Source organism: Herpetosiphon sp. NSE202, from assembly GCF_042688385.1.
GTDB lineage: Bacteria > Chloroflexota > Chloroflexia > Chloroflexales > Herpetosiphonaceae > Herpetosiphon.
This window is the reverse complement of record NZ_JBHUPY010000001.1, coordinates 970,039-991,450: the sequence shown is the minus strand read 5'-3', so window position 1 is coordinate 991,450 and position 21,412 is coordinate 970,039. Positions and strand designations below refer to the sequence as shown.

Sequence of the window (21,412 nt, the reverse complement as noted above, 5' to 3'; positions counted from 1 at the left end):
CCTCATCCCTCATAATTCATCCTTCGACGGTGGTTGGGCGTAATTGGGGTTGAAGCATATCGCGGGCTTGTTGCAAACGCTTATACACATTGGCCAGCGAAATTCCTTGGTGCTGGGCAATCGCATCGCACGACATATCGTTGTAGAACCACAAGGAAAAGGTGCTGTTGAGGCGTGGCGATAACCCTTGCAACGCTTGATTGATCGTTTCGTAGACTTCGCGCTTGAGCAAGGCAGTTTCTGGCGAGGGCGTGGCGCTCTGCGGCATACGTTCATCATTGGCCAACAAGCTATCGAGCGGTTGCAAACGCTTGAGTTCGCGTTGCTGTTGGCGATGAAGATCAATGCACAGATTGTAGGCCATGCGCATCAGCCAAGCCTTGGCATTGGTAATTTTATGCGCATGGCGTGGCAACGATTCCCACGCTTTGAGCACCAAACGGCTCAATGCTTCATCAGCATCGTGAGCATTGCCATGCATCCAAACCAAGCATTGATGCGAAAGTTCAGCTTGATACAAACTATACAACTCCCAAATTGCAGCCTGTTCGCCGCGACAAATTTGTTCGACGAGTTGTATGGCCACTGCTTCGCTGGGTTGATTTTGATTGCGAACTTCGCTGTTCATAGCGCATCCTTCACTAGCTATTGAATATCCGTTAGCAGGTCTGCTACAATTCAAAGCATAGCAGCGCAGCGTTTCAAAATCGTTTTATGGGAGATGTAGCTCCGTGAATGTCACGCCTCAGCCTGATGATTCGGCTCAATCGGTGCAAAGTTTACGGATTCACGTTTTTGGTGGTTTGCGGATCTTTATCGACAATCAACGGATCAGCGATCTGGCAACCCGCAAAGTCGAAGCCCTCCTAACCTATCTTGTGGTCAATCCCTATCCTCACGAACGCGAGGTGTTGGCCCAATTGTTGTGGGATGATTTATCGGCGGAGCGCACGGCGGGCAATCTGCGCCTAACGCTCAATCAATTACGCAAAGCGCTCAATCCGTTTATTGAAGTCACGCGGCATACAATTGGGCTGCATCCGCAAGCAAACTATTGGCTTGATCTGCACTATTGCGCCAAGATCTATGCAAATCCAGCCAGCTCAACCGAGGAGTTGGCCAGCGCAATTGAGCACTATCAGGGCGATTTCTTAAACGGCTTTTATTTGCGTGATGCAGAAGGCTTTGGAAAATGGCAGCTTCAGCAGGCAGAATATTGGCGACAACAAACATTCGTCGCGCTGCGCCGCCTGATCGAACGCTATAGCCTCGTCAGCAACTACAATGAGGCCATTCGTTGGCTCCAACGCTTGGTCACGCTCGATGCGTGCGATGAGGTTGCCCAACGCCAGTTAATGGTGTTGTTGATGCGCACCGGCCAGCGCCATACAGCGTTGCGCCAATATCGCTTGCTCGAACAGGTGCTCGAGCGTGAATATGGATTACAACCCGAACCTGCCAGCGCAGCCTTGCAACGCCAAATTTTGGCCACGCCAGCCCAACGCCCACAGCGCCTGATTCGGGCAACTCCGCTGTTGTATGGCCGCCAAACCGAGCTAGAACGTCTAACCCAGTGGCTTGCAGCCGAACAACATCAACTCCTGACGATTATGGGCGCTGGTGGCAGTGGCAAAACCCAGCTAGCCCTGACCTTTGGCTGGAAGGTCGTCAATGATTATCTCGGGCCAGCCAGCAATGGCGTTTTTTATTGTTCGTTGTTCAGCCCCGACCAACAGCCCCAGCTTTTAGAGGCCGAGCCAGTGCTCTTGACGTTAATCCAAACCCTCAGCCTCGCACCGCCCCGCAACAGCGATTTTGTCGAGCATATCATTCACCAAATTCAAACCCAAGAGTTGCTGATCATTATCGATAATGGCGAATTGCTGGCCACCAGCGCTCGCCGAGCCTTGAGCAACTTGATCCAGCAACTTCCCCAATTGCGCTTGATTATCGGTTCGCGCGAACGCATGCGGCTGCAAAACGAATATGTGTTGGAAGTAGCAGGTTTGGCTTATCCCAAAATCGAGCTTGATGCAGAATATTCGCCCTTGCTGGCTGAACAATTCCAGCATTTTGCAGCGCTTGATCTATTTATGAATTGCTTGCAACGCCAAGGAAAATCGGCCAATTTAGCTGATTATGCGCCCGCCGAGCGCCAAGCAATTGGCCAAATTTGCCAAATGGTTCATGGCTTGCCGCTAGCAATCGAATTAATCGCCCCGTGGATGACGATTCGCAGCGGCGACGAAATTGTGCAGGCACTACGCCAAGATATGCAGCTATTTCACAGCGATGTGGTTGATATTCCAACTCGCCACCGCAGTATTCAAGCAGCCTTCGATTATTCGTGGCAATTACTCGACCAGCATGAACAGGCTTGTTTAGCGCGCTTGGCGGTATTTCCCAGCAGCTTCGATGCCCAAGCAGCAGCAGCGATTGCCGCAGTCGATCTGCCAGTTTTGGCCAATTTACACGCCAAATCGCTGTTAATGCTTGAAGTGCAGCAACAGCAAACCCGCTATGGCTTGCACCCGTTACTCCATCAATTTGCCCAATCCAAGCTCGAACAAACTATGGCCGACCAACACAGCCTCTATCAGCATCACGCCAGCTATTTTGGCCACTTGAGCCAGCAACAAGAGTCGTTGATTCATGGCAATTCCAGTCAACAAGCCTTGTTTGTGTTGGAAAAAGAGCTTGATAATCTGCGCGCTGGCTGGCTGTGGGCAGTCCAAACCGAGCAGATTCAAATTCTTGGCGCGTATTGTATTGCATTACATGACTTTTTTGCGATCCGCAACCGCGAAATTGAAGGCAAACAGCTTTTCGAGCCAGCCGCTGGATTAATAGAAAATATACCTGAGCAAGCATTGCATAACGAGGCAAGCGGATTAATTATTGTGCGAATTGTGGCGTGCTATGCTGAATTTCAGTATATTCTGGGCGAATTAAGTCACTCTGAGCAATTATTACAACAATGTATTGGTCTGCTTGAACAGCTGCAATTACAAAATGCTAATGAATTATTATTTATTTACAAGCAGCTTGGCGTAATTACTCAGCGGCGTGGCGAATACACCCGTGCCTTGGATTTATTGCAGCGCTGTTTGGCCCAAGCAGAATCAATCAACGACCAGATTAAAATCAGCGATACTTGGTTGTCGATTGGGGCAGTGCGCTTGGCGCAAGGCAATTGGCGCGCCGCCGAAGAGGCGTTTTTGACCTGTAGCACGCAGTATCAAGCCCAAAAACATGACTGGGGCTTGTGCCATAGTCAGCGCTTTTTAGGGGTTGTGGCCTTGGCTCAAGCCAAGTATGATCAGGCTGAACACTATTTTGAAACCAGCCTCGATTTGGCCTATCAACTCAAAACACCGCTTGGTGAGGCATTAATTCGCGATCAAATGGGCATGTTGGCGCTGCGCCGTGAGCAATATCAACAAAGCGCTGGCTATTTGCACAAAGCCTTTGCCATCTTCCAAGAGTTGGGTGTAGAGGCGATGATTGGGCGGGCAGCCTTGCACATCGCCCAACTCGAATTGGCCCAGCGTCAGTTGCAGCATGTGCAACCATGGTTGGCCCGCGCCATTGCAATCGCCCAGCAACGCCAAGAAATTCCTTTGTTATTAGAATGCTATGCGACCGTGCTTCAGCTTTGGCAGGAGGTTTGCACCGACCAGCCAAGCCATTGGCTCGAACTTTGGCAGCGCGTATTGCAGCATCCAGCCTGTAGCGCCGAAACCAAAAACTTGCTTAATCGTTTACAACCACAGCAGCATAGTGTCAGTCGCAACAGCCACATCACAGGCGAACTGTCAGGAATTGAAGCCTACGTTGCGCTTTGTTTAAGCCAAATTGAGCAAAGCCAAAAACTTGCGGTTTAGTAGGAGGAACAGATTCATGGATATGGTCGATTTCGTCCAAACCCTCGTCGATGATCCCAGCCGCCTTGCTTCATTCAAGCACGATCCTCAAGCATTTTTACAGCAAGCAGGCCTTGGCCAAACATTACCCAAACAAGATCCGGTGCAAGAAATTACGACCGTGATGACCTTGCGCAGTCTTGGCCAAATCGCGCCAGAAACCAGAACCTATACCAATATCGATGTTATCGTTTCATCGTATATGAATGTCTTTATTGAAGCGCTTGATAAATCCAAAGATTATACAGTTACGTGCTGGTTGCTCAATCATAGTTATATGATCGAAGATTCTAGCGGAAATCCCTATTTTGATTTACATGTGTGTTATGTCGACCCCAATGATCCCGCTGACATGCCGCAAGTGTTGTATATTCGTAGCAAAGAGCAAATCGAAAATCCAACTTACAATTGCGCCAATATTCCAATTCAATTAACGATTCCGGCCAATAATTATATTTTGGTTGGTCGAACGCGACCAGTGCATACCCAATTAACCAATTTTGTCTATCATCGCCAAAAAGACGATCAGCCGCCATTATTTGAAATTGGCTTTGACGAGCAGCCGCAATAAGATGCCAAACCAACGTAAACAAGGCTCGTTGACGCTGGTCGGCACTGGCATTACGATGATTGCGCATCTAACCAATGAAGCTCATGCCTGGATTAGCAAAGCCGATCAGACCTTTTATTTGGTCATGCACCCGCTAGCCGATGAATGGATTCACAAGTTGAACCCGCATGCTGAATCGTTGGCCCATTTTTACCAAGCAGATTTGCCGCGCGAACAGGTGTATCAAGCAATGGTTGCGCATATTTGGGCAGCGGTTGAGGCAGGCAAGCGGGTGTGTGTTGCGTTTTATGGCCATCCAAGCGTGTTTGTGACTCCAACCAGCAATTTAGTGCAGCGCGGGCAGCGTGAAGGAGTGCGGGTGAATCTGCTGCCCGGCATTTCAGCAGAAGCATGTCTATTTGCCGATTTGGCGCTCGATCCTGGCTTGCATGGCTATCAAAGTTACGAAGCTAGCGATTTTTTAGTGCGGCCACGGCGTTTTGACCCAACGACACCGTTGGTTTTATGGCAAATTGGGGTGATTGGCTATTTCAAGGTTGTGCATGCCGGGCTTGATCCACGCGCTGGGCTAGCCCGCTTGGTGGCTCATTTACAAAGCTTTTATCCTGAACAGCACCAAGTAACGATCTATCAAGCAGCAATTTTGCCAATCGAAGAGCCAACAATTCGCCATGTGAGGCTTAACAAGTTGGCCGAGCAGCAGGTTTCGGCCTATGCAACCTTGTATGTGCCAGCCTTTGGCGAGGCTCAATTCGACCAAGCCTTGGCCCACGAGTTCGGTTTGTTGTAGGGTTTTGGGTTATGGGCTATTGGGTTTGGGAGCATGCCCTCACCCCAACCCCTCTCCCACTGAACGCGGGCGAGGGGAGCCGACCATTATTTATCAGCCATTGCGCCAGAACCACTGAGTTAAAGCCCGCTTCCACTGAACGCGGGCGAGGGGAGCACCCGTTTTCACCACGCAATGCGGAACCACGGGATTAAAGCCCCTCGCCCGCCACGTGGGAGAGGGGTTGGGGTGAGGGGATCATGCCATGGTTAACGCAATGAACAATCACACTTATCGCCTATAGCCATCAGCCCATAGCCTTTTTGCCTTTTGCCTTCTGACTTCTGCCTTTTATAATTCAGCCTTCATCCTTTCCTAATCCAGCTCTATGCTATCATACCAAGGACATACTTTAGAACTTGCTTGATACTCACTGATAGTTGGAGGTAGTTCGATGACATTCGAACGAGCTGCGGGGATTCTTCTGCACCCCACGTCGTTGCCTGGTCGCTATGGAATTGGCGACCTTGGCAGCGAAGCCTATCAATTTGTTGATTGGCTACAAGCCGCTGGCGCTCGGCTCTGGCAAATTTTGCCGCTTGGGCCAACGGGCTATGGCGATTCGCCGTATCAATGTTTTTCGGCCTTTGCTGGCAACCATATGTTGATTAGCCCCGATTATTTGGCCCGCATCAATTTGCTAGCTGAATGGGATTTGGCGCAATTAACTCATTTGCCCAGCGAAAGCGTCGATTTTGGCGCGGTGATTCCGGCCAAATTGCAGCTGCTGCGCACAGCCTTTGAAAATTTCAAAGCCCAAGCTGACGATCGTGGTTTTAACGCATTTTGCGCTGCCGAACAAGCTTGGCTCGACGATTATGCCTTATTCATGGCATGCAAAGCCGCTCACGATGGCGCTTCGTGGACAACCTGGGAAAGCGCAATTGCCTTGCATGAGCCTGAGGCTGTGGCCGAATGGAGCCAAAAACTCGCCGATGATGTGCAGTTCCATAAGTTTTTGCAATGGGCCTTCTTCAACCAATGGGATGATCTGAAGCGCTATGCCAACGAACGCGACATCAAGATTGTTGGCGATATTCCAATTTTTGTGGCCCACGATAGCGCCGATGTTTGGGGCAATCGCAGCCTGTTCTTGTTGCATCCCGATGGCAATCCGGTTGATATTGCTGGCGTTCCACCAGATTATTTCTCAGCCACTGGCCAACGCTGGGGCAACCCGCTCTATCGTTGGGATGTAATGGCCCAAGATGGTTATCAATGGTGGCAACAACGGATTAGCGCCAGTTTGCGCACTGTCGATATTGTGCGGATCGATCACTTCCGTGGCTTTGCAGGCTATTGGGCCGTGCCGGGCACTGAAGAAACAGCGGTCAATGGCGAATGGCGACGTGGCCCAGGCGCTGATTTCTTCCAAGCAATTGCCCAGGCATTTGGCAGCTTACCGTTAATTGCCGAAGATTTGGGCATGATCACGCCCGATGTCTATCAATTACGCGACCAATTTGCCCTGCCTGGCATGCGGATTTTGCAATTTGCCTTCACCTCAGGCGCGTTCCAATCGAACTTCTTGCCGCATACCTACGTGCAAAATACGGTTGCCTACACTGGCTCGCACGATAACGATACCTCGCGCGGCTGGTACAATAGTGCAGGCCCAGAAGAACAGCATCGCGCCCGCAGCTATTTGTATTGTGGCGAAGAAGCAATTGTGTGGACGATGATTCGCACCCTGTATGCTTCGGTTGCTGACACGGTGATTATCCCGATGCAAGATGCGCTTGATCTTGGCACCGAAGCCCGTATGAATCGGCCAGGGTTAACTGGCGGGAACTGGGCATGGCGGATCAAGCCCGATCAGTTATCCTACGATTTAGCCCATTCGCTGTATGGATTAGCTGAAATCTATGGGCGTTTAGCACAACCTGCGCTTAGCAAAGAGCTTGATCCCAACGCTCCACCCTACTTTGACTTACAAGAAACCAGCGAACTATGAGATTTGATCGTTCTTGGATTCCAGCAATCTTGGCAGTTGTGGGCCTGTTTGTGATTCGCAATCAGGTTTGGACGATGCCCAATCTGGCGCGCGTAGGCTTGGTTTTTGTGGGCTGTGGCTTTTTGCTCTGGGTTGCTTGGCAAATCTGGCAGAATCGCCAAGGTTCAACGCGCTTTAGCAATAGCTCACAGGTTCAATACTGGCGTGGCCAGCGGATTGAGATCAAGCCAACCCAAAGCCGCAACAGTAGCTTGCGCCTTGAGCCTCAAACAATTGCCATTATTGCCCTCTATGGCCTAACCGGATTAACCGGCATTCTCGGCGCGTTACTCAAACTAGGCCGTTTTGGGCTCTAAAAACCCTTGCTGGAGCACGCATGCGCCGTTGTCTTTCATTTTTGCTTGTGGGGTTGTTGGCTGGCTGTAGTCAGCAACCCCAACACTTGCTGCGACCAAATGGGGTTGCGGTTGTCGATGATCATCATTTGTATGTGACTGATCGTGGCAATTATCGCATTGCCCAGCTTGAATCCAATGGCCAAATCGCGGCCAGCATTGGGGTTTTTGGGGTTGGCCCAAGCAACATTCACTCCGGCTGGGATCTTGGTCGCGACAGCCAAGGCACGCTCTATATTGGCAATTTTATCTACAACGATGAAGCAACCTTGGTGCACGACGGCGTGCGCAGCTTCGAGCCTGATGGCAGTTTTGGCCGCGAGTTTGGCGGCAACGATTATGATCCGGCGCTGGATGAGCCAACCAACGAGCCATATGGCGTGACGGTTGATAGCGCTGACCGAATTTGGGTCGCCAACTACAAGGCGAATCGCGTCGTCGTGTATCAGCGCGATGGCCGCCAACTGGCCGAGTTTTTTGGCGAGTTTGGCAATGGCAACGAAGAATTTAGTGGCCTCAGCGATTTAGTCGTTGATCGCGAACGCAAACACGTGTATGTGGTCGATTCATTCAATGGCCGAATTCAAGAATTTTCGCTGCACGAGGATGGCGATACAATCTCGTTGCAATTTTTGCGGGTGATTGGCCGCTATGGCAACAACCTTGGCGAGTTTGCCTACCCGCTGAATATTGCGCTCGATCAAGCAACTGGCGATATTTATGTTGGCGATATGGGCAATCAGCGCATCCAACGCCTGACCCACGATGGCCAGCCAATCGCTGCTTTTGCGCCCGAGATTGAGCGTTGGCAAGTCTTTGGTTTGGCGTTTCACAACAATCATGTCTATGCCGCCGATGCCTACAACAACACGATCTGGCGCTTCAACGCCGATGGCAGCAATCCACAACGCCTATTGGAGAGCGAGCAATGAAATTGCGTATTCCGCTGATTATCAAGGTTTTATTGCCGCTCCAATTAATTATTATTGCGACGTTGGTCTTTGCTGGGCTGAGCTTTTACCGCGAAACCAATCAACGCTGGCAGCGCGAAATGGATACGCGTTTGGCACGGGTAGTTGAATTAATTGCTCGCGAGCTTGATCCGGCGTTGTTGAACCAAATTAATACGCCAGCCGATTTATATACCGAAGAATATACAACCCTGCAAAAGCAATTGGCTCAAGCCCAAACTGCGGCGAATGTGGGCTTTATTGGCATTTTACGGCGCGATATTAAACAACATCGCCTGTATTATTGGGTTGATGTTGATAATACTGGGATCAATTATCCCTTCTTTTACGATACGCCTGAACATTGGGCCGCATTTGAAGATGGCCAACGCCATGCAGTACGCTACGCCGATGAATTTGGTTCGTACTATGGCTTGGTTGCGCCGATTGTCGTCAACGATGCCCAAGGCCAGCCGTATGTGATTGCAATTGTCGAGGCTTCGCTTTCGGTCGAGGCGCGCGATCTAACTCAGCAATCGTTGATCAATCAATTGTTGCCATTGATTATTGGCGGCAGCGTGGTGGCTATTGCCTGTGCTTGGCTGGCAACGGTCGTCGTGGTCAATCGGCCCCTTCAGCGCTTAAAACAAGGCGCGTTGCAACTTGCCGATGGGCATCTCGGACATACCTTGCCCAACGAGCAGCGGGTTGCTGATGAATTAACCGATCTGACCCACACGTTTAACTTGATGTCGCAACGAATTGCCGAACTCTACACCGAGCAAAGCGAACATGAACGCTTGCAACGCGAGCTAGAAATTGCCCGCAATGTGCAACAAGCCTTATTGCCCAAGCGCTTGCCAAGCGTTGCAGGCCTCGAAGTTGCCGCAATTTGTCTGCCGCAACGCGAAACATCTGGTGATTTCTATGGGGTTATCGCTCAAGGCAATAGCACGCTCGATTTGATGATTGGCGACGTTTCGGGCAAAAGTGTGCCTGCTGCATTGGTGATGGTGGCAACCTACAGCACCCTACGCGCCTTGGCTGGCACCCAAGCCACTCCAGCAACCATTCTTGATCAAACCAATACCAGTTTGGTGCAAAATATTCCACGCAGCATGTTTGCGGCGGTCAGCTATGCCCGCATCGATGCGCTTGATCGGACGTTGGTTTGGGCCAATGCAGGCCAAGTGTATCCATTTTTGATTCACAGCCAGCGCAACCAGCCAGAATTTCCCGAATATTTGACTGGGCGTGGGCAATCGCTGCCGTTGGGCATTACACCCTTGATTCAATACGAAGATAGCCCGATTCAGTGCAACCAAGGCGATATGCTGTTGTTCTTTACCGATGGGATTGTCGAGGCCATGAACGGCGAGGCTGAAATGTATGGCTTTGAGCGCTTGGAAGATTTGGTGCGTTCGTTGCCAGCAGATATTCATGCCCAAACATTGCTTGATGCTGTGCTCAACGATGTACAGCGCTTTGCCGACCACACCGAGCAACACGATGATATTACGATGTTGGCCTTAAGATTTGTGTAGCGTTGTTAATCACGAAGAACACGAAGAGCACGAAGAACGTTTTTTAGCCACGAATTGCACGAATTGCACGAAGGCTATAGGCGATGGGCTATTGGCTTTTGCCTTTTGCCATCGATTCTATCTCTGTTCTACGCTCTTTGTTCTATGTTTTGACTTTTGACTTTTGATTTCTGACTTTTGATTTTTGCCTTCTGACTTTTGCCTTGGCATTTCATCCCTCATCCCTCATCCTTCATCCTTCATCCTTTCGTTCTCTGCGGTAAATCTGGCCCCTAATCCCTCGCCCCTGAACCCTTTTCTGTAGTACATTAACAACGAGACTATTAGAGGCGGTAGTAATGATGCCATGTTTAGCATCATGCAAGGAGCTTGTATGCAATTTGATACCTCGTATCTCAACAAAACCCCCAACAAAACCGCGCGTAACACCACGAGTTTCAAGCCCGAATTTGTCGTTTTGCACGAAACTGCTGGCTATGGCTCGCTGGAATGGAATTTGCGCCCAGAAGTTCGCTCAAGTTATAACTATTTGATTGCCCGCGATGGCAAAACCTACCACTATGTCAACGAAAAAGCCTATGTTGCTTGGCATGCAGGCGTGCGCAGTTGGGCACGCGGCTATAGCGGCGGCGAAATCAATGTGCATGCAATTGGGGTCGAAGTCGAGGGGCCAAACGATGGCACGCCAATTACCACTGCTCAAACCAAATCCTTAGTTGAATTAATTCGCTATTTTCGTGATACCTATGCGATTCCAATTAGCCGTGATTATTTTTTCGCCCATAGCGCGGTTGCACCTGGCTACAAAGATGATCCACGCGGGTATAGCGTTGAATATACCTTGAAATTATTGGATGAAAGTAGCCCCAGCACTGGACCACGGCCCAATACCTTGGGCGCGCAACTGCGCAACGAAGTTTATACATTGGCCAAGGGCGAATATCGACCAGATTGGGTCTTTCACCAATATGCCGTCAAACACAAACTTGGTTCGCCAATTCGAGTTGGCATGGATTTTAGCGTCAAAGGCATTCGCTATACAGGCGAGGTTTATGGCCGTGATGTGATTATCAGCCCTTACAATCAATGGGATATTGTGCTCCGTGCCAACGAATTGACCGACCAAGATGTCTACAATTCGTTGATGCAATATACTTATGGTGCGTTGGGCGTGGATTATCGGCCTGATCAAGCCTTTTATCAATTTATTAGCCAGATTCCGCGCAAAGCGGTTGGCGTGCCTTTGAGCAATAGCAATCGCTTGCAAGCAAGTGATGGAGCGGCCTACGCTGCCCAAATTTTCTCGCTCGACACGCTATATACGCCAATTGCCACCAGCGGCGCAACCAATTGGTCGGTGGTGAAGCAACTGAGTGCCATCGTGGCGGCCCAAAATGCCTCGGCAGCAGATACTGCACTGCGCGAAATTATTAGCCGTGCCATGTATACCCGCATCAACAGCGCCTTCGATGCCAAATTGCCCTTTATCAAAAAAGCCATCGAAGCCAAATTGGGCGCGCCATTATCGAGCCAACGCCGTTGGAGCTATCGCAATAACGAGTATCTGTATGTGGTGTATGCTGGCGATACGCTGTTTGCGCTGGCCAACAAACCAGATGAAGTTCGGCTCTTGAGCGAACAAGCAGATTAGTCTCAGCCAGCTATAAGCCAACTATCAGCCACGTATGATGTATCGTAATAGCTCCTTCTTAGATGATAGACCTATCTAGCTAAGGAGGAGTTATGTTGAAGCATCCAGTCCAGCGGCTCGGATTCGGTCTTTTAATGATCGCGCTTTGTGCATGCCAAAGTGCGCCTGCAAGCCAACCAAGCCCCAGCCTGCCGCCAGTTGCCACCAGCACCAGCGAAACAAGCAGCAGCGTGCAAAACTTAGTACCGCAAGCCTCGGCCACGCTTGCTGAAGTGGCCAGCCCAACGCTTGCGCCAACCAAACAAGCTACGTCGGAGCCAACTCAAGCCAGCATTGCGACCGCTACCAGCGCGCCAACCCAAACAAGCGAGCCAAATCTGGCTCAAATTCAGACCAATCATCAGTTGCCTGCCTTACTGCAAGCACCAACTGAATCATTGCAACAGATTAATCCAAATAGCCATGGCTTATTGGCGGTTCCAGCCAGCTTGCCAGCCCGTAGCAGCCAATTCATTAACGAAAGCTCATTAAGCCAAGTTGAGCTGTTGCAAACCATTGGTTTGGGGCGGCTGCAGAGTGGCGATTTTGCGCCAAACAATCAATTTATGGCGCTAGTAACCTCAAAAGGCTTTGGGGTATACGAATTACCAAGTTTACAACAACGCTATTTTGTAGGTACTGCAACTGATATTCGGGCAATTCGGGTCACTTCCGACAATGCCACGATTGAAGCATTAATTGAAATCAGCAGCGATCCGGCCTTAGCTGGCTCGTGGTCAATCGAGCGCTACAATGCTATCAATGGTGAATTTATTGATCGGCAGCCAACCAGCGATACCATTCATACCTGGAATACCCAACCAACGAATTATGATCAGCCCAACCCGCGCATTATTAGCCCCGATGGCCTGCTTGAGGCGCGCTTTGCGATTGCTGAAGGCATGCCAAGCGATAGCGATGTGACACTGATTCGGCTTGCCGACCAACAGCCAATTTATAGCGGCAAAAGCAGCTACAACCTACGATTTAGTGCTGATAGCAGCCAAGCCTTACTGTTCGACCACCAAGCCTTGACATTGGTTAATCTGAGCGATGGTCAAAGCCAAACGCTTAGTTTCCCAATCTATACGTTCCCGACATTCAGCCCCAATAGCCAACTTCTGGCAATTGCCCAGGGTTTACGAATACTCAACCTTGAGCAAACCAGTATCGCCTACGAAATTCCCCAACCAGTATCGTATCGAACCCAAACCCAGCCTATTTTCAGCAGCGATAGTAGCCAGATTAACCTTGGCCTCAGCCAATGGAATTTAAGCGATCTGAGCCAACGCTGGCAGCAACAATTGCATGGCATCGATGATGTTGGCTATACCCTGATGGCTACCGATGCTGATCAGCAGTTGGTCGTTGAAGCAGTCAGCATCAGTGGCCTTGAACTGCACGTGTCGCAGGCAGGCCAACCGCTCTATAGTCGCCCGCTTGATCCAGGCTATTTGGTTGATCTAGCACTTGTGCCCAATCAAAATCGCTTGCTGCTCTTAACCGAGCAAGGCCAACTGAGCGTGCTTGAACTCACAACCGGCACAAGCTTACACAGCCTGAATCTCAATCAAGCAGCCTTGGGCTTGGCAGTTAGCCCAGATGGTCAATCATTGGCGGTTGCCATGAAGGCGCAAACGCCCGCAGAGCATTGCATTCTGCTGGTAAATCTCGCTGCTGTTCAGGTCAGCCAAAGAATCCAATGCCATAGCAATAGCCAAGCGCTTAATTATGCCCAACTCGATCCAGCGATTCAATTTAGCCCCGATGGCCAATTAGTGCTCGTCCAATCCAACTTAACTAATGATTTGCAAATCGAGCCGAGCATTATCATCTATCGGGTTGCTGATGGCCAGGCCTTGTTCAGCTCAGAAAATGCCTTGATCGCGCCCGACCAGCGCCTGATCGTCAGCATCGATCGCGGGCAGTTGCAATTGTGGGGCATTCGCGAGTAGCAGAACAGAGAGCAGAGAGCATAGATGTAATAGTTCATTGCGTTAACCATGGCCTGATCCCCTCACCCCCTAACCCCCTCTCCCGCCCGCGAGGCGAGGGGGAACCGCGCGGTCAGTGCTCCCCTCGCCCGCGTTCAGTGGGAGAGGGGCTGGGGGTGAGGGCATGCACATGGTTGCCAACCTAATGAATCAGTACACATAGAACATAGGATTCAGGTGTCAGGGGCTGGGGGTTGGGGGTCGGGATTTAACGCAGCGGCGCAGAGCAGAGATGGCTATTGGCTATTGGCTATAGAACCTAAGATTGTGGACATGCTCACCAATATTCCGATAGCCTATCGCCAATAGCCAATAGCCCAACTTTGCGTTCTTCGTACTCTTCAATTGTCGATTGATCATGCAATGCTTAAAAATAACCATGTATGATCATATCAACATATGCTAAAATAGAGCAGGAATGACGAGCAGCCTGATCACAGGTGATTGTGCTGCTCCAAGTAGAAGGATTATCGATTCATGAGTCAAGCTCTTGAGCAACTACGCGAACATTTGGCAACCATTCGCGATCTCAACCACGCCGCAGGATTGCTATCGTGGGATCAACGCACCCAAATGCCGCGCGGCGGTGCCAGTACTCGCGCCGAACAATTGGCAACGATCAGCCGAGTTTCGCATGAACTGTTTACCAGCGAAAAAACGCTTAAATTGCTCGATGCGATTAATGTCGCCGATTTGCCACCAGATTCTGATGAAGCTCGTTTGATCAGCCATACGCGCTACAACTACGAGCGGTCAACTAAATTGCCTGCCGAATTTATCGCCAAACAATCACGGGTGCGGGCCTTGGCTGGCAACGTCTGGGAAGATGCACGCGCCAAATCAGATTTTGCCATGTTTCAACCGCATCTCGAAACAATTGTCGATATGGTGCGCGAACAAGCTGATTTGCTGGGCTACGACGAACATCCCTACGATGCCTTGCTCAATAGCTATGAACGCGGTTTGACCACCAATCAAGCAATTGCGCTCTTCGATGAATTGAAGGCTGGAACTGTGCCCTTGGCCCTCAAGATTGCCGCAATGGGCGATGATGGCCGCGATGCACCGCTACATGGCAACTATCCCGAAGCCTTGCAAGAGGAATTTGGTAAAAAAGTTACCGTGCGCTATGGCTACGATTGGAATCGCGGTCGCCAAGATCGCAGTACCCACCCGTTCTGCACCAACTTTGGGCGCAATGACGTGCGGATTACCACCCGCTTTAATCCCAATTGGCTCTCGCCAGCGCTATTTGGCACGCTCCACGAGACTGGCCACGCCTTGTATGAGCAAAATATCAAGCCCGAATTGAATCGCACGCCGCTAGGCCGTGGCACATCGTTGGGCGTGCACGAATCGCAATCGCGCATGTGGGAAAACATCGTTGGCCGTTCGCGACCATTCTGGGAATTTTTCTATGGCGATTTGCAAGCCACCTTCCCCGAGCCACTGGCCAATGTTGAGCTAGAAAAATTCTATCGCGCAGTCAATACCGTCAAGCCATCGTTGATTCGGGTCGAAGCTGATGAATTGACCTACAACTTACACATTTTGTTGCGCATGGAATTGGAAATTGCGCTGCTCGAAGGCAAACTCCAGGTCGCCGATTTGCCTGAAGCCTGGAACGCCAAAATGCAAACCTACCTTGGCATTACCCCAGCCAACGATGCTGAAGGCGTATTGCAAGATATTCACTGGTCGGGCATGATGTTTGGCTACTTCCCAACCTATACTATCGGCAATGTGCTTTCGGTGCAATTGTTCGATACAGCGGTTGCCAAGCATCCAGAAATTTGGGATGAAATGCGCCGTGGCGAATTTGGCACCTTGCTTGGCTGGATGCGTGAAAACATTCTGCAACATGGCAGCAAATTCTTGCCCAACGAGCTGATCAAGCGCGCTACAGGTCGCCCGATGGATGCAGCGCCGTACGTCAAGTATTTGCAAACGAAGTTCGGCGAGTTGTATTAAATAGCAAGCCCGCGCTGCGTTACCGTTTTTGGCGACGCGGCGCGGACCTTTTTTTGATCCACGAAGAGCACGAAGATCACGAAGGCTAGGAACCACGAAGGGCACGAAGATCGCGAAGTGTACGTTTTTAGCCACAGATTCACACAGATTGGCTCAGATCATTGAATTCCCCAAGCCTCTAGCCCCTAATTGTATTGGTACATGAGATTGGCAACATGGTTCATTCCCTCACCCCCAGCCCCTCTCCCACTGAACGCGGGCGAGGGGAGCACAGACCGCGCGGTTCCCCCGCGCCTCGCGAGCGGGAGAGGGGGCTAGAGGGTGAGGGGATCAGGCCATGGTTAACGCAATGAACCATTACACCTAATCCCTGACACCTGACCCCTGATCCCTAATCGCTACTTCCCCAACATTTCTTTGGCGGCGCGGCGGCCAATCTCAACCGCGAAGTTCGTGCCACGATCCCATGGATAGACTTGGCTCATGCTCGCCCACCACAAATCTTCCAGCGGCGTTTTCAGGGCTGGAATCGATTGGCTATGGTTGACGGGCACAATTGGCTGGGCATAGGCTTCGCGATGCAGCCACACACCTTCGATCCAATCGGTCTTGAACTGTGGATTGACCTTGCTCAACGAAGGCATAAAGCGTTCTAAGAGTTCTTCTTTACTGAGTTGGAAATACTCGTGCGAAGGCTCAAGGTAATCGCCAAGATAAACCAAGTGCTGGCCGCCATAATGGCGACGATCAATCATTTGAGTGTGTTCGACCAAGGCCAAAAAGGGAAAATGCTTTTTGTCCATGTTCATCCAATACATGCCGTTGGTCAACGATTGCTTGAGCGCCACCGTCAACACGACCGCGCCAATCGACTTCAGTTGGTCGAGTTTGGCGGTGTAGCTGGCTGGCAAATCGGGGGTCATACGTTTGAGCAAACTTGGCGAAGTTGTTGAGAGCACTTGGTCGTAGCTCGCTTGATCATTGCTGACAACCAGCCAGCCTTGTTCGATTTTGCGCAGCTCTTTAACTGGGCTATTCAGGCGAATCGTGCCACCTTTTTTGCGCACGGCTTCGGCCATGCGTTCGCCCAAGGCTTGAAAGCCGCCGCGAAAATAGCCAAGTTTGAAGGTGCGCGAGGCAATGCGTGCCCAGAACCAAGCTGCATTAACTTCTGGCGTATACGGGCCGAATTTACCTTCGAGCACTGGCTTCCACATCGCTTCGTAGGCAGGCTTGCCCATCAGCTTTTGAATATAGCGCTCGGCGGTGGTTTGTTCGAGGTGCTGCCAACGATTGATAACCGCTAAGAATTTGAGCCAAGCTCCGCCAGCGGCGTTGCGTAAGCGATTAAAAACCGAAAGATGCGGGTAGGTGAGCAATGGCACTACGCCACCAATCTCAATCGAGCCACGCTGAGCATCCCATTGGCCAGAAACCGGGCTATTGAAAAAGAGCAAATCATCGGCACGAATTTCTTTAATAAAATCAAGTAGCGCCTTATCCGAGCCAAAAATATGATGATAGAACTTTTCCAGCGACCAATCCCAGCCTTCAGCCTGAAAGCCTGCTGCCAAGCCACCAACTTGGGGCGCAGCTTCATACACGGTTACCTTGTGGCCAGCAGCGGCCAAATCATAAGCGGCGCTTAATCCAGCGAAGCCTGCCCCAATTACTGCAATGGTTTTCAAAGTCGTACCTCAACTTCAGCGTGCGGCGCGTTGGCCGACTCGCCTAATTCTTCTCGTATAGCTGCCTCGCGTTGTTGAATGCGATTTTCGGCAGCTTGGCTTTCATTCACCGCTTGATCAAATTCGTTCCAAGCAACGCGCTCGCGCCACATATACCAAAAACCGAGCACGGTAATGGGAATCCACAGCGCCAAGTGCAGCACCAATGTATAGCCAGTAGCAATACTTTCGGCCACATTAAACGACTTCAAGACGCTAATCCCAGCGGCATCGAATGTGCCAGCGCCACCAGGCGCAGCCGGAATAATCAGCGCCAAGTTGGCAACGGCAGTCATCAACATCAACACATCAAACGAGACATGGAAATCGAAGGCCTGCATCACAAACCAATATTTGGTCGTTTCGGTCAGCCAAATTGCGGTAGAAGTGACGAAAATCATCAGCATCTCGCGGGGCGAACGTAACGAATGCAAGCCAAGCATAATTTTATCAAACAAACCATGGGCTTTGCTATGGAAGCGTTGCGGCACAATGCTGCGCAATGCCCAGGTATAGAGCTGCTCGGTGCGGCGTTGGTTGGTAGCAATCATCAAAAAGATAATCAAGGCAACGCCAAATAAAACCGATGAAATAATTACTAAATTATTCCATAACGGCGGCAACTCAATAAATGGCAAGGTGACAAATACAAATAAGAGCATCACCAAACCATCAAACAAGCGTTCGAGAATCACGGTGGTGAGCGATGCGCCCATGCCGATGCCTTCTTTGCGCTTGAGCACATACGAACGAATCACTTCTCCAGCACGGGCGGGGTAGACATTGTTGCCCATGTAGCCAATTACGACGACAGGGAACAAGCGGCGGATTGAAACCGCTTTGATGTGGCGTAGCATATAGTGCCAGCGCCAGGTTCTGGCCCAAACAGCGCCAAAATAGACCAGAACGCCTGGGATAATCCACCAATAATTGGCGGTGCTCAGCGCATCCCAAAAGCCAGCCCAATCGAGGCCATTAAATGACCACCACAAAAAGAATACACTAATCGCGATTCCAAACCATAATTTTGGTCGTCGCACAGCGTCCTCCACCATGCCAATAGCCAACGCTACTAGCTGTACTTCAATGTCAATAGTACGATGTGTGCCGCGCTGTGTGAACAAAAATCACACCACACACCCAACTTAAGATCATAGCCGATCGGCGACAAGACTGCAAATAGCCCGATGGGTTGAGTTTTGCGCTATTTCAGCCCCAATTTGGCTAGCCCTGGCTAGTTCTCGTTGTCAATAGATTAATCGCTTATTTTCAGCACGTGGATTAATCAAGTGACACTGGTTGTCACAAGCAAAGCGTATACTCAGGCCAGCAAACGCATTAAAAGCCTATTTCGTTAACAAATAGGCCTTGATTATCACGAACGTTTGTGCTAAAATATTCGTTACTGGGTTATCGACAACGTACCTAAAGAAAGCGAGTACATCCATGTATCGCAAAATGATTGTATATGATCGAAAAACTGGCGATTTTGCTATGTATCTTGATGGTGAATTAGTCGGCTATGCTCCAACCTACCTCGAAGCCGAAACCCGCCTCAACCAATTAGTCTATCAATTGCTCACCAAAACTGGTGCTGCCTAAAATAAATCAACCCACGGATTTCCCGTGGGTTGTTGGTTTAAGCTTAGAACGAAACTAAAATTAGGGTTGGTTTGAGCCGATTGGTCGGGTAATCGACCCCTTCATGGGCCACGCCAGCATAAAAGGTCATGCGATCTTCTCGCTGTTTAATTTGCACGCGCCCAATAATCGTCGCTTCTTCGCCTGGATACAGATAATCGAATTTATTCGGGTCGGCCCATTGCTCAGGGCTGCGCGGCGAAATTGCCCAGCGAAAGGGGTAGCGAAAACCAGAGCCACCATTGCCATCCCAATCGATCGCCACCCGCCACAAGCCACCACCAAGGTTGGCATATTGCTCGTTTTCAATCGACGAATAGCTTTGGTTGGTGCTGTAGGTGTAGCCAGAAGCCGGGCCAAAGGTGCGCAACGCCACTTCGCTGTTATTTTTAACTTTGAAGGTCACAGTAATAGTATCGTTTAATAAGATTTGCTCAGGGCCAATTTCAACGCTGAGCACATCAAGCGCCCCAATCCCAGCACTGCTGAGGGTCACATCGCCGCGCTTGGTCACGCGATTGCCAAGCCCATCATCGGCACGCAATTCATATTGATACTGACCTGCTGCCAAAATGCCGCCAACCACTGGCCGCCCCGACCAAGCCTCGCTATGCTCGCCAAGCCCTTGCAGCTCGCGGTTGACAATTGGATAGCGCGTCTGGTTGGTTGGATCGATCACATCGAGTGAAACGGTGGCGGTAATTGGCAAGCGATACGAGAAGGTCGTGAAATCTTCAACTGCATCATCATCGGGCGAAAATGGGTTGGGCGTGACCCGCAGATCATACACATCGAAGCTAGCACTTGGTGCTTGATCAATTTGCAGATTAAGCCGTTGAGCCGCAGCGTTTTCGGCCTCCACTACCAGCGTGTAGTTGCCATTCGGCAGCAAGCGATTGGTATCAGCATCAACTGGCACGCTGCCATCAAACACCACTTGATAGGCATCCTTAGAAGGCTCGCGTTTAACTGCTTGCCGCAGGGCGTAACGCTCGCCAGCAGTAGTTTCCAGCCAAATCGAAACATTGGTTGGCTGGCCAATTAAATAGCTAATGGTGGTTGTGCGCGGGCCAGTATTCAGGTTGATAATTGGCTCGCTGAGCGTTACCTCACTCAGCGCCGCATCCGAGCCACAGCCAATTAATAAAGCCAGACCCAAACCTAGCCCCAAAACATAGTTAAGCTTCTTTCGCAAGATTCGTTGCCTCCGACTCGATCAGTCCATAACGATGGGCGAAAATGCTCATTGCCACAATGCCAATCAACACGCCAAACCACAAAGTGCAAAAGCGAATCACAATCGTGGCGGCGGTTGCAGCGCCTTCGCCTAATTTTACCAAGGTGGTAATTAACAAGGTGCTCGAAACTTCCGAAGCGCCCAAGCCACCTGGTAAGAATGATACCAGACCAAACAGGGTCGAGGCGGCAAAAATAAAGGTCGATTGTAACAAAAGTGATCCAGATGCTTCAGCGCCAAAGCCCCGCAGCACATAATACATGGCCACACATTCGCCAGCCCACGAAACAATCGAAATAATCGTTGAGACCACCAACAAGCGTCCGCTCAACAACTCGGCGCTGCTTTCGTAAAAGCTGTGTAAGGGCTTGGCAAAACGAGCCAAGCGCCCACGTTCAAGCCAGCCAATAAAGCCCAAGGCAATCCGGCGATTTTGGAACAAGGCCAAGCCAAGCACGCTCACAATAACCAAGGCCACAAAGGCTGGGCGCGCTGGTGGATAAAGCGCCAAACCAGTGCCCATCAACAAGAGCATCGCCAAACCATCGGTCAAGCGTTCGGCCAGCACAATCGGAGCCGAGCGGCTGATGGGCGTGCCATTCAAGCGTTTGAGCAAGCCCGATTTGAGCACCTCGCCAACTTTACCAGGCGTTACCGCCATCACCATGCCAGCACAAAAGAGCAACGCGCTTTGGCCGTAACTGACATTGGTGCCTTGGCCCAGCTTGCGCAGATAGTAATCCCATTTGAGCCATCGCAACACATAATTGAAAATCGTAAAGCCCAGCACTGCTGGCAGCATCAGCCAATTGAAGGTGCTGAGGCTATCGCCAACCTTGCCAATATCGCTAAATAGCGCCAAGCCAAGCATAACAATTACGCCAAGCACCACCGAGATTACAACTTTTGAGCGTAATGATTTATCCACACAAGCTCCTTCAGCCAGGTATTGTTTAAGTTCGGTCACAAAGTCTGATTATACTCCA

At 50.6% G+C, this 21,412-nt stretch carries 16 protein-coding genes; 11 read left to right on the top strand and 5 right to left on the bottom strand.

Translation table 11 applies throughout. The annotated features are described in order from the left end of the window. Window positions 1-16: 16 nt before the first annotated feature. Complete coding sequence (locus ACFMKP_RS04290) at window positions 17-628, bottom strand: RNA polymerase sigma factor (protein ID WP_382289369.1); 612 nt, start codon at window positions 626-628, stop codon at window positions 17-19. 103 nt (window positions 629-731) lie between these two features. Between ACFMKP_RS04290 and ACFMKP_RS04285 the strand changes: the two genes are divergently transcribed. The 10 genes from ACFMKP_RS04285 to ACFMKP_RS04240 all read left to right on the top strand — a co-directional run bounded on the left by ACFMKP_RS04285 (window position 732) and on the right by ACFMKP_RS04240 (window position 15,821). Further along, window positions 732-3,884 (top strand): ATP-binding protein, encoded by a 3,153-nt coding sequence (locus ACFMKP_RS04285; protein ID WP_382289368.1) that lies wholly within the window; start codon window positions 732-734, stop codon window positions 3,882-3,884. A 16-nt stretch (window positions 3,885-3,900) separates the two neighbouring features. Further along, window positions 3,901-4,494 carry a hypothetical protein gene (locus ACFMKP_RS04280; protein WP_382289366.1) on the top strand — a complete coding sequence of 198 codons (594 nt, stop codon included), beginning with the start codon at window positions 3,901-3,903 and terminating at the stop codon, window positions 4,492-4,494. A 1-nt stretch (window position 4,495) separates the two neighbouring features. Further along, entirely contained in the window at window positions 4,496-5,284 is a 789-nt protein-coding gene (locus ACFMKP_RS04275) for an SAM-dependent methyltransferase (RefSeq protein WP_382289364.1), read from the top strand. 433 nt (window positions 5,285-5,717) lie between these two features. Further along, a complete protein-coding gene (gene malQ, locus ACFMKP_RS04270) occupies window positions 5,718-7,277 on the top strand; it encodes a 4-alpha-glucanotransferase (protein ID WP_382289362.1) in 1,560 nt (519 codons plus the stop codon). Continuing rightward, entirely contained in the window at window positions 7,274-7,633 is a 360-nt protein-coding gene (locus ACFMKP_RS04265) for a hypothetical protein (protein ID WP_382289360.1), read from the top strand. The genes malQ and ACFMKP_RS04265 overlap by 4 nt, the downstream gene beginning before the upstream one ends. Before the next feature lie 20 nt (window positions 7,634-7,653). Next, window positions 7,654-8,604, top strand: a complete 951-nt coding sequence (locus ACFMKP_RS04260; protein ID WP_382289358.1) for an NHL repeat-containing protein — start codon at window positions 7,654-7,656, stop codon at window positions 8,602-8,604. Beyond that, a complete protein-coding gene (locus ACFMKP_RS04255) occupies window positions 8,601-10,166 on the top strand; it encodes a PP2C family protein-serine/threonine phosphatase (RefSeq protein ID WP_382289356.1) in 1,566 nt (521 codons plus the stop codon). Before ACFMKP_RS04260 ends, ACFMKP_RS04255 begins: the two co-directional genes overlap by 4 nt. A 373-nt stretch (window positions 10,167-10,539) precedes the next feature. Then, the gene (locus tag ACFMKP_RS04250) at window positions 10,540-11,817 is read left to right on the top strand and encodes an N-acetylmuramoyl-L-alanine amidase (RefSeq protein ID WP_382289354.1); all 1,278 of its coding nucleotides are present in this window, start codon (window positions 10,540-10,542) and stop codon (window positions 11,815-11,817) included. A gap of 92 nt (window positions 11,818-11,909) precedes the next feature. Continuing rightward, window positions 11,910-13,811, top strand: coding sequence for a WD40 repeat domain-containing protein (locus ACFMKP_RS04245; protein WP_382289352.1), 1,902 nt, complete (start codon window positions 11,910-11,912; stop codon window positions 13,809-13,811). Between the two features lie 516 nt (window positions 13,812-14,327). Next, entirely contained in the window at window positions 14,328-15,821 is a 1,494-nt protein-coding gene (locus tag ACFMKP_RS04240) for a carboxypeptidase M32 (RefSeq protein ID WP_382289350.1), read from the top strand. Between the two features lie 398 nt (window positions 15,822-16,219). Here ACFMKP_RS04240 and ACFMKP_RS04235 read toward each other — a convergent pair whose 3' ends face one another. Next, complete coding sequence (locus ACFMKP_RS04235) at window positions 16,220-17,509, bottom strand: NAD(P)/FAD-dependent oxidoreductase (RefSeq protein ID WP_382289348.1); 1,290 nt, start codon at window positions 17,507-17,509, stop codon at window positions 16,220-16,222. Continuing rightward, window positions 17,506-18,588: a lysylphosphatidylglycerol synthase transmembrane domain-containing protein gene (locus ACFMKP_RS04230; protein WP_382289347.1), complete on the bottom strand. Its 1,083-nt coding sequence runs from the start codon at window positions 18,586-18,588 to the stop codon at window positions 17,506-17,508. The genes ACFMKP_RS04235 and ACFMKP_RS04230 overlap by 4 nt, the downstream gene beginning before the upstream one ends. A 406-nt stretch (window positions 18,589-18,994) precedes the next feature. Between ACFMKP_RS04230 and ACFMKP_RS04225 the strand changes: the two genes are divergently transcribed. Continuing rightward, window positions 18,995-19,150 carry a hypothetical protein gene (locus ACFMKP_RS04225; protein ID WP_164689389.1) on the top strand — a complete coding sequence of 52 codons (156 nt, stop codon included), beginning with the start codon at window positions 18,995-18,997 and terminating at the stop codon, window positions 19,148-19,150. Window positions 19,151-19,193: 43 nt separating this feature from the next. On the opposite strand, the gene ACFMKP_RS04220 is transcribed toward ACFMKP_RS04225, so the two are convergent. Next, window positions 19,194-20,384: a hypothetical protein gene (locus ACFMKP_RS04220; RefSeq protein WP_382289345.1), complete on the bottom strand. Its 1,191-nt coding sequence runs from the start codon at window positions 20,382-20,384 to the stop codon at window positions 19,194-19,196. Further along, complete coding sequence (locus ACFMKP_RS04215; protein ID WP_382289343.1) at window positions 20,368-21,354, bottom strand: lysylphosphatidylglycerol synthase transmembrane domain-containing protein; 987 nt, start codon at window positions 21,352-21,354, stop codon at window positions 20,368-20,370. The genes ACFMKP_RS04220 and ACFMKP_RS04215 overlap by 17 nt, the downstream gene beginning before the upstream one ends. Window positions 21,355-21,412: the final 58 nt, after the last annotated feature.